Source organism: Paenibacillus sp. JT31N17, from assembly GCF_056269255.1.
Genome location: NZ_JBWDNP010000033.1, coordinates 1 through 9,157, shown reverse-complemented (window position 1 = coordinate 9,157; position 9,157 = coordinate 1). Strand labels below are relative to the sequence as shown.

Below are 9,157 nucleotides of genomic sequence, written 5' to 3'. Positions count from 1 at the left end.
GTATCAATGGGGATTAAAAAAGATGACTCCTGTTCAATACAGGAATCATCTTTTGTCGGCTGCCTAAGAGCCTTCTTTTTTAAAGTGTTCTTGACATGGGGTCCAGATCATAAAGGCCCTCCCTTGTTGAGCTATCGTACCCGTTAGTTGAGAAAACAAAAACGTCTGCCGCAGCTCCGTTTACGTAGAACTGGGTTATTCGTACTTATTTTTTATCATAAGTTCTTTTATTTCTCGCAATTCTTTTAATATTTCTTTAGAGTATTGAGTGTTTTTTGAATTATCTATGCCTAATTTAATAATTAGTGCTCCTACTAACAAATAAACGATTAACATTATTATTACGCCCAACTTATTTTCATTCCTCTCTTTATAGATATCCATTTTATTTAGCAATATTGATAAAGTTTAACATATTTGTCTAACTTATTTTACCACAATGTGGATGTTGAAGAGCTGCTAATGATTTATGCAACTCCACTATCCTGCCAGTTAGCTCAATGATACATTTTTTTCTCAGCCCCTGATGTTGCGGGAAAATAAAGTGTTAGACTGCCAGGTGTTCGGCGCAACTAAAAATAAGGACATCATTATTCCCATTACTAAGTTAATGCTATAATATAATCAGCCTTCATAATTAGGTGGTGTGTACATGATTGTTGCATATCTGGGTCTGGTTGGAATGTTAGTTTTTTATGCTATTTTATTTATCGTAGTTTTAAGTACTATTCGAAAAAAACTTGGTGCTAAACCAGCTATTATTTTTTTAGGTTTAATGCTTATTGTTGCCTTCGTATATTCGATTTGGAGTCATAATTGGTTACTGGCTGCATCTACTGTTATATTGAGTATCAGTATTAAAAAGGGTCAATACAATAAATTGGTGTAAAAAAGCTTGTCGGGAATAGCGCAATAAAACAGCGACAGTCTAGGACTATATTTTCTAGTCCATGGCGTTCGCTGTTTTAATTTTTATGGTCAGTCTAAAACTTAATTTAAGGAGTCTGACGATGTTGTAATCTGAAAAGCCGCACAGAATCAACGCATTCAGTCTAATGTAGTGCTGAACATAAATAACCCATTGCATGTAAAATTGGAAATAAGAAGCTTCCAAATTACGGGGTTCATCTCCTACTAGGGTTATCATTCACCCCTTCTAGACCTTAAATATTTTCCTTTATCCAAGAACGCAACTTATCAGCATAGAAAGAACGTTCATCTGGATCGGACTGAGACCCCTTTGACAGATAAAGTTGATCATTCACATATCTAGGGTAAACATGGAGATGATAATGCCACACGTCTTGATTGCCAGCAGGCTCATTATGTTGCCGCGTAGAAATCCCATCACATCCATATGTACTTTTCATTGCAAATGCTGTAAGCTGAGCCGCGCGGTGGATTTCAACAGCGTAATCCGCAGGGAGTTCAAAGATGTTCTCGAAATGTTGATTAGGAACAACAAGAACATGTCCTTTATTGTTTGGCCACCATTTGCTCGCTATAAATGCCGTTACCTTTTCATTCTGATAGATGATATCCCTTTGTTTTGTTCCCTGATTAGGTCGCTCGATACCCCAAACACGACAAAATGGACATTCGTATCCTTCGGGCTTATGTGAAAATGATGCTGTCATCTTTCTCATTCAACTCCTTTCATATTTTTCCAACCAGCTATTAGACGCAGGCAACTTCTGTTCGTTGCATTATTCTGCTCGTTAGTTCAATAAAAAGAACGCTCCCGCGTCTTCGCTTGGGCTACGTCCTCTTCATTATAATTCCATTTCCAATCACCTATTAAGGGAGGAACTTCGTATCCACATGGCGATACATCAGCCGGTGGGTATTGGTCTTAGAAGGTAAAACATTAGAAGAACTTCAACCAAAGTCCTTTCAAGATTCGCAAAAGGACTGGATTAACAAGTTTACGTAAGGAAAACTGAAAATGCCCTATTCAGGTATTCAAAGAAAATAAAGTATTTTCTTAGTGCTTAGGTTAAGATAAGTCCCCTGTTTAAGCACTACATACTACCCGCGTACGTTCTTACCAATCATTAAGTGAAGCGCTGCAGAGATTGGGTTATTATTTCTGGTCCGGACCCATCGAAATAAATACAGCTTCAACGACTATGGCCTATCCCGGCAAGTGGGGATTCTATTTGCTGAACGATCAGGAATCTATCATTGGCATCTCTCATTCTCATTGTAAACGGCAGTTAATTGCCCATCCGTTGTCATGATTGGCAATGAAGCCTGTATTCCGTTCCCGGCCAAATAGCCCACCCAATGAACTTCCGCTTTTATGCTGTTCACATAATCAAATGGCTTTATTGATAATCGTAGGATGTATGACGAATCGTTTTTTGAAAACCGGTACACTTCATTCGTAGAATTACTGATAAAACGTAAAGGTTTCAACATCGAATCCAAAGGATAAAGCTGCCTTAGACAATATTTCTGGAGATGCCATGATAATCCTCCACGCTCATAGTTTCCCGGCCAGGTCATAATTCACTTTCCATGAAATACCAAAGAAGTTGTAGACTTATCTTTTTCCCTCAGTTAGACTAAATATTGAGTTCGAAGTTATTTTCCCTTGATAAAACACGAGGCTGCCGATCCGCCCGGCAGCCTGTTGTCCTTGTGCTATCGTTACCCGTTAGGTTAGTCAGGACACGATTTTTTATTATTCCCTCAAGTGCTACCTCAACCAGTGGTGAAGAATTTTCCGGTGTAACTTCATCGAAAAGAAGCCATTCAAAGCCTTAGAGTCTTGTCCCTCAAACGATTCGACCTATAAAGGAAGCATTCTCCACCCCAATATGAACTTCATATAAAATTGCAATATGATGCAAGATTTTAGTGGAGCCAACATGTTGTGTAGCACCTATTTCCTCTCTAATTTCCCGTTTTAATGCTTGCTTTAAGGGACTCTGAAGCTTCAAGGCGACTACCAGGCAAGTCAAATTGGACGGTGTAAGAACCTAAACTTTTCATAGCTAAGTTCTTTTCGTCAACCGCAGCTATCCCGTAAACCCCTATTGGTCGATAAAACTTGTCCTCCAATTGAGGTCGCAGCCCTGCCTGCTCCCGTCATATAGTCCGTCGCGCACGATGGCGGCAGCCTGGTACCGATTCGTCAACATTTCGTTTTCGCAAAGGAGGGGATGAAGCGTTTGCATAAAACCGCAAAGTAGGCAAAAGCCTATGGTAAAAGCCCTGAACGACAGGGCTAAGGAATTGGATATCCCCCTGCTTAATATTCTACTAAATACCAGCGTTATGCTGTATTCTTCTTTAATGTCCTCATCAAATATGTTAAATATGACATTAAAGTTATTAATTACTAATATTGGCTAGGAGGGAATGTATGAAAGCACATAAGAAATGGGTCGCCATAATGCTGTCCATTTGCATGTTGATGGGGACGTCTGTAAGTTTGGCAGCGGCGCCTGTCACGGAGGCTCCCGTGTCTAGCGAGGGGGTAGGAAACGCCGTTACACTCACCCTCGACCCCGGCGTCACGTACCAGGTCATGGAGGGATTCGGCTTCTTCGGCGCTATGAGAAACTGGAGTAATAGCGTCATTAACCCGAATCTATACTATTCAGAAGCTTGGATTGACGAGATTTTGCTTGACCTTGGCCTTACTATGTGGCGCAACGAGGTATATCCCTTTGTCCCTCCGGACACGGGGCATACTACCTACGACAGCCCCACGTATGGCACTCAGGATACTGATTGGGCAAGGCAAAAGCCTATGGTAAAAGCCCTGAACGACAGGGCTAAGGAATTGGATATCCCCCTGAGGATTATCCTTACCGCCTGGACGCCGCCGCCGCAATGGAAAAGCAACCAGCATTCAAAGAGCATATCCGGCGGAGACGGCAGTCAGGAGACTTTGATAGCTATCGGCGGGCATACGGGATACCTTCTACCCGAGCATTTTGAGGATTATGGCCGCTGGTGGGTGGAAGTCCTTGATATGTACAAGGCCGAAGGAGTGGACGTATACGGCATAAGCCTGCAAAACGAGCCTTTCTTCCCCCAGACCTGGAATTCCGCCTATATCATCCCCACCCAGTACGTGGCCATGTTAAAAGCCGCCGTGCCTGTTATCAAAGAGGCGTATCCCGACATAATTATATACGGCGCGGAGCATATGCTGGAGCATGAGAACCGGGGTTGGAACCCATACCATCCGGTGATTATGGCCGACGCCGCGGCAAGAGAGAACCTTGACGCTTTCGCTGTGCACGGCTACTCGGACGGCACCCAGGCCACCGATATCAGTATGCATAAAGGGTTTTGGGAGGCTGAAAAAGCTACAACCGCGCCTTCCGGCAACCCCAGATGGATGACCGAAACATCCGGCTACGGCAATAACTGGCTTAATCGGGAGAGCAACGGAAACAGCACGCTTACCTTAGCCATGGCTATACAATCCGCCTTGCTATACGGCGATGTTTCCGCATGGACATTCTGGCAGGGCTATGTGTCGGGAACCAATCCAAACCAATATGAGCTGACGAGTCAGAGTTTAGGCCGAAACAGCAAAAAGTATGCCGCTTCAAAGCACTTCTACAAATATATCAGGCCTGGTGCCGTCAGGATTGACAGCCAAGTGACAGGCGTGCCGGAAAGCGACCTGCTTGTTACAGCCTTTACCCATCACGAAGACCAAACCCTGGTTATAACCTTGGTAAACTCAAGTCTGAACAACCAGGTGCTAAACATCGAAGGCATAAGCGCGTTGGAATATGATATGTATGTAACTAACGCGACTGACAATTTCACATCCAAAGGTAAAGTATCAGGCGACATCACTATCCCGGAACGTTCCGCCGTGACTTTGGTAGCCGATACCAGCGGCACAAACGTAATACCGAGCCAAAATACTGTTACCTTTGACGACGAAGGTGCGAAAACCCCCACCAAGGTTGATGTTGGCCAAACTGCAACGGAACCCGCGACTCCAGCCCGCGCGGGCTATATCTTTAACGGCTGGCGGGTAGGCAGCGCGGATCGCGGGATCCTTTATGATTTTAGAAAACCCGTGCTTTCCAATTTAACGATTTACGCCTCCTGGATACCGGAAAGCATGGTGCTGACCGATGTCGCCATAGTCGAAGCGGCCCAAGTGGGCGGCGTAGACGGTACAGCCGACAGCACAGGCATACAGATTACATTCAACAAGGCGGTAACAGGCCTCACTGCCGATGATATAACCGTCACCGGCGGCTCCACGGATTTTTGGGGGTCGTCGCCGCTCAATACGGGCGGCATCACCGGAGCGGCAGTCAAGGTGGCTACATTGACCGGCTCCGGCGCGACTTACACCGTACACCTCTCAAGTGTGGCAAGAGGGGGCATTGTCACCGTCGGCATAAACAACTTCGGGACCTTCAACATAACCGGGAACACAATGCGTACCGTGGAAGTATTTAAGGATAGCAGAGATCCGGCGGATATATGCAGGGTCACCTTTGACACTGGCGAGGGCAGCGAAGTTCCAAACGCCACTGTAACACTTGGTCAAACCGTCGCCAAGCCAACCACGGACCCAACCCGTGAAGGCTATACTTTTGACGGCTGGCGTATAGGCAGCGCGGCTGGCGACGCTTACAACTTCGACGACCCTGTAACCTCTGACTTAACATTGTTCGCCGCGTGGGTGGAAATCACGCTCGTCAGCGCGACGCCTTCCGCATATGTGACGAAACTCACCGGTAATATGAACGATCTGGCGATCACGGTGACAGAAAGCTATTCCGACGGGACGAAAAATTATATCACTGTGACGCTGAAGATCAACAACAACGCCGCGGGGACGTATCAAGTAGGCGGGTATAGGGTCTATGTCGACACGAAGGGCAACACGCAGATTCACGATATCCGCATCGTGAACTAACGATTTCTTATGTGTTAATCAATTAACGAAATCGTTACAGGTGATTGTAATATATATCTTCCGCGGGCGGCCACGGCGCGAACATGGTTTGCTCTTCGGCTGCCCGCGTACTGTTTTTGTAATAGGCTCTTATCTAGAAAATTGTTGCCCTTACATCTAAAAGCAAAATAAACCCTTACCGCTAATTGGTAGGGGTTATGCTTGTTTTTTTAACCTGTTTTTCAATCCTTCAAATGAGACGACAACTTATTGACTATAAACAGTTATTTAGAAGCAGATTCTCCACTCAAGAGAATTATTTCTTTTGCTGTAAGTACGTATGGTTCATTGTTTTCGGTTCTTTCTTTAATATCCAAGGGGATTTTCAAGAATTACTTTGACGTTTGCTCCAACTGAGAAACTTTTTATGAGTGATAAATGTACCATTTGCAGCCTGTTTGTTCAACTAACGTACCCGTTAGTTGAACGGCTACTCGCAATTTCATTTGACAGCCAGTTGACCTTTAGAGTTTTTCAATTGCTGATTTAATCGGTTCATTAAAGAGTGGCTTTTCTTTTGATTTAGCCCAATAAATATTGAGTATATTTCCTTTCTCATATAAAAAAGGATACGTTGTGAATTTGGCATCTTTCATCTGCTTATTAAATTCTTTGACTCCGGATTTACGAGCTGCTTCAGTTTTCGAATGATCATGCGGGCTTTGAGCATTTTATTAGCCGTATTCGTAGATTTCAGAACATGCACAACTTGAATGACGTCGTTGTGGGAATGGAGAGTACCGGTCACTACTGGTTCAATATCGCCATTTGGTTGGTTAAACAAGGTGTTTCTGTTGTCCCTGTCAATCCAATGACGACCAAACGCAATAAGGAAAACAGAGACAACTCCCCCTCTAAGAATGACCCAAAGGACGCTTTGGTCATTGCCGATGCTGTGAGTCGCGGGTTCCACACGCCCTTCTCTCCCAAAGAAGAAGCCTGCCACCGCATGCGGGTTATGGTTAAACAGAGAGCATCGGGTTGTTAAATCCGGACGGATTAAGAACAGAATCCACCGCTGGCTGGATATCCGTTTTCCAGAATACAGGCAAGCGTTCGAAGATATTTTTAGTCCTCGTTCATTAGCCACTTTGCGTCGTTTTCCAGCCCCATCTGACATCGTGCAGTTAACTCCGGAACAAATGGTACAACTCTGGGGAGTGTCCATGGCTAGACCTGGCGGCATGCGTGGCAGGAACAAGGCGCTTGATCTCCAAGCGCTCGCTAGACATAGCGTCGGAGACACTACTGCCCTTGAAGAAGACAAATGGGAACTGCGGCACCTCATGGATGAATATGAACGAATCTGCCACATCATGGATGAAGCGGACGAGATGATTGAAAAGCTATTGCCCGAAATCCCCTGTTCTGATCTCGTTCGATCTGTCGGCGTTTCCGTTCCTGCAGCCCACACAAGCGGATTAGCTCATTTGCAGAATTTCACAAAGAAAGCACGGAGTACCGAGATTTTTACGCTTGAGGGCTTAGACCCGTTCCGTTAACGTTGATCGGACTCTACACCTTGGATAGATAGGACGAAGGAATGTGAGGGCGTTGACCCGTTGAGATTTGGGAGAGTGAATCCCAAGGACCTTGTGGAGAGAGTCGTGCAGTAAATCTTTACATGGGAGATGTTGTAAATAGACCAACACCTTCTATTCCCGCATGCCCTCAAACGGAACTGCTTAGCCCCTCTCATATAATTCTTTAATCTCCTATTTAAACATGTATGTGAAATTCTGCGAATGAGCGAGCATTCGCGAGAAAATCCTTATTCTCTCAGGGAGCTTAATCGATTAATCCCGTTATTCAGCTCGCGGGCAGAATAGCGCAATATCATAGTCGGTTAACCAGAGACCTTTCCACTCGACTGGAATTTATAGTATGCTAAACAATAAGGGAGGAGAGGAATTTATGGTCAAACAACTGATAGTCGGCGACGCAACGCATGAACTGGCCACTACGCGCCGCATTCTGGAACGCTTGCCCGAGGAGCATATGTCGTGGAAGCCGCACGAGAAATCGATGACGCTCGGCGGGCTGACCACGCACCTGATCAACCTGCTGAACTGGCAAATCGCGATTTTTCAGTACCCGGAGTTCGATCTTTCGACCGTGCCGCTGCGGCGGGAGCCTTTGGAAAAACGCGCTGAAGTTCTGGAGGAGTTCGACGCGAACGTCGGCAAGTTTGAAAAGTTGCTCGCCGAATGCGACGAGAAAACACTTGGCGAGGAATGGACGCTGCGCCACGGCGACCATATCATCCTCCGCGAGCCGCGGGCGATCGCGTTCCGGTCCTTCGGATTAAGCCACATGGTCCACCACCGGGCGCAGCTCGGGGTATACTTGCGGCTTCTCGATATTCCGGTGCCGGGCATCTACGGTCCCTCGGCCGACGAGGGTGCCCAATGAACTGAGTTTCTCGATCTGATACGCGCCAAACAGTCGCAGGGCACCGGCATGACCGCCGGTACTCTGCGACTGTTTTTATTGTCGTCGAATATCTAGTAGTCCCGCAAGCAGCTGGCGGTGATAAATGGAATTATCCTGCCCGTTACTTCAACAACCGAAAAAGGAGCTGCCGCGCGGCCTCCTCACTAACGTACCCGTTAGCATTCCTGTACATGCTTGCCTTAACCTCGCAGAAGCAAGCTCAGGCAAATGGACGGGACAGATGAAAATTAGCAAACGGGCGTGGAGAATACGTGCAGGTCATGGAAGAACATGGGAATAGCCTCCTCCTCTATTTCCTCACGCCTCCATATTGTCCAGGTCTACCACGTGAGTTCTCTTACTAACTTTCTGTATTTCTGGCAAGGGTGAAATCCTGCGAATAAGCGAGCACTCGTGAGAAAACTTAATCGTACCGAGGGAGCTTAATGACATGTTCCGACTGCACATTCTCCGATTCGAATATGTAGTCCTTCGATGGCTTTTTCGATGCCTCTGCACTTTGGACAAGAACTTATATCCTTAGAACAAAAAAACTGCGATTTACGCGGTTCTTTATGAATACATGTTTTGTCTCGCCCGCAACCGAGGTGTTCTACACGCTCGCCACATGATAAAGGCAAATGAAAAAGCCGCGGAGTAATCCCCCCGAGGCTCTTTCGTCTCACCGATTTGTATCGGCTTACTGCTGACTAGCCAAGTAATTGGCAAGTTCCTCGAACGTGCCTTCGAAACCTTGTGCAACCATCGGTGCCA

6 protein-coding genes are annotated in these 9,157 nt (G+C 45.9%); 4 read left to right on the top strand and 2 right to left on the bottom strand.

Annotation, left to right across the window (positions count from 1 at the left end; translation table 11 throughout):
• The first annotated feature begins 652 nt into the window (after positions 1-652).
• A complete protein-coding gene (locus AC0YOB_RS38205) occupies positions 653-889 on the top strand; it encodes a hypothetical protein (protein WP_475797205.1) in 237 nt (78 codons plus the stop codon).
• 274 nt (positions 890-1,163) lie between these two features.
• Here AC0YOB_RS38205 and AC0YOB_RS38200 read toward each other — a convergent pair whose 3' ends face one another.
• Positions 1,164-1,637 (bottom strand): HIT family protein, encoded by a 474-nt coding sequence (locus AC0YOB_RS38200; RefSeq protein WP_475797204.1) that lies wholly within the window; start codon positions 1,635-1,637, stop codon positions 1,164-1,166.
• Between the two features lie 1,733 nt (positions 1,638-3,370).
• Between AC0YOB_RS38200 and AC0YOB_RS38195 the strand changes: the two genes are divergently transcribed.
• A complete protein-coding gene (locus AC0YOB_RS38195; RefSeq protein ID WP_475797203.1) occupies positions 3,371-5,911 on the top strand; it encodes an InlB B-repeat-containing protein in 2,541 nt (846 codons plus the stop codon).
• Positions 5,912-6,542: 631 nt separating this feature from the next.
• On the opposite strand, the gene AC0YOB_RS38190 is transcribed toward AC0YOB_RS38195, so the two are convergent.
• The gene (locus tag AC0YOB_RS38190; RefSeq protein WP_475797202.1) at positions 6,543-7,070 is read right to left on the bottom strand and encodes a hypothetical protein; all 528 of its coding nucleotides are present in this window, start codon (positions 7,068-7,070) and stop codon (positions 6,543-6,545) included.
• Between the two features lie 46 nt (positions 7,071-7,116).
• On the opposite strand from AC0YOB_RS38190, the gene AC0YOB_RS38185 reads away from it, so the two are divergent.
• Both AC0YOB_RS38185 and AC0YOB_RS38180 read left to right on the top strand, forming a co-directional pair.
• Positions 7,117-7,452, top strand: a complete 336-nt coding sequence (locus AC0YOB_RS38185; protein ID WP_475797201.1) for a hypothetical protein — start codon at positions 7,117-7,119, stop codon at positions 7,450-7,452.
• A 412-nt stretch (positions 7,453-7,864) separates the two neighbouring features.
• Complete coding sequence (locus AC0YOB_RS38180) at positions 7,865-8,362, top strand: DinB family protein (protein ID WP_475797200.1); 498 nt, start codon at positions 7,865-7,867, stop codon at positions 8,360-8,362.
• Positions 8,363-9,157: the final 795 nt, after the last annotated feature.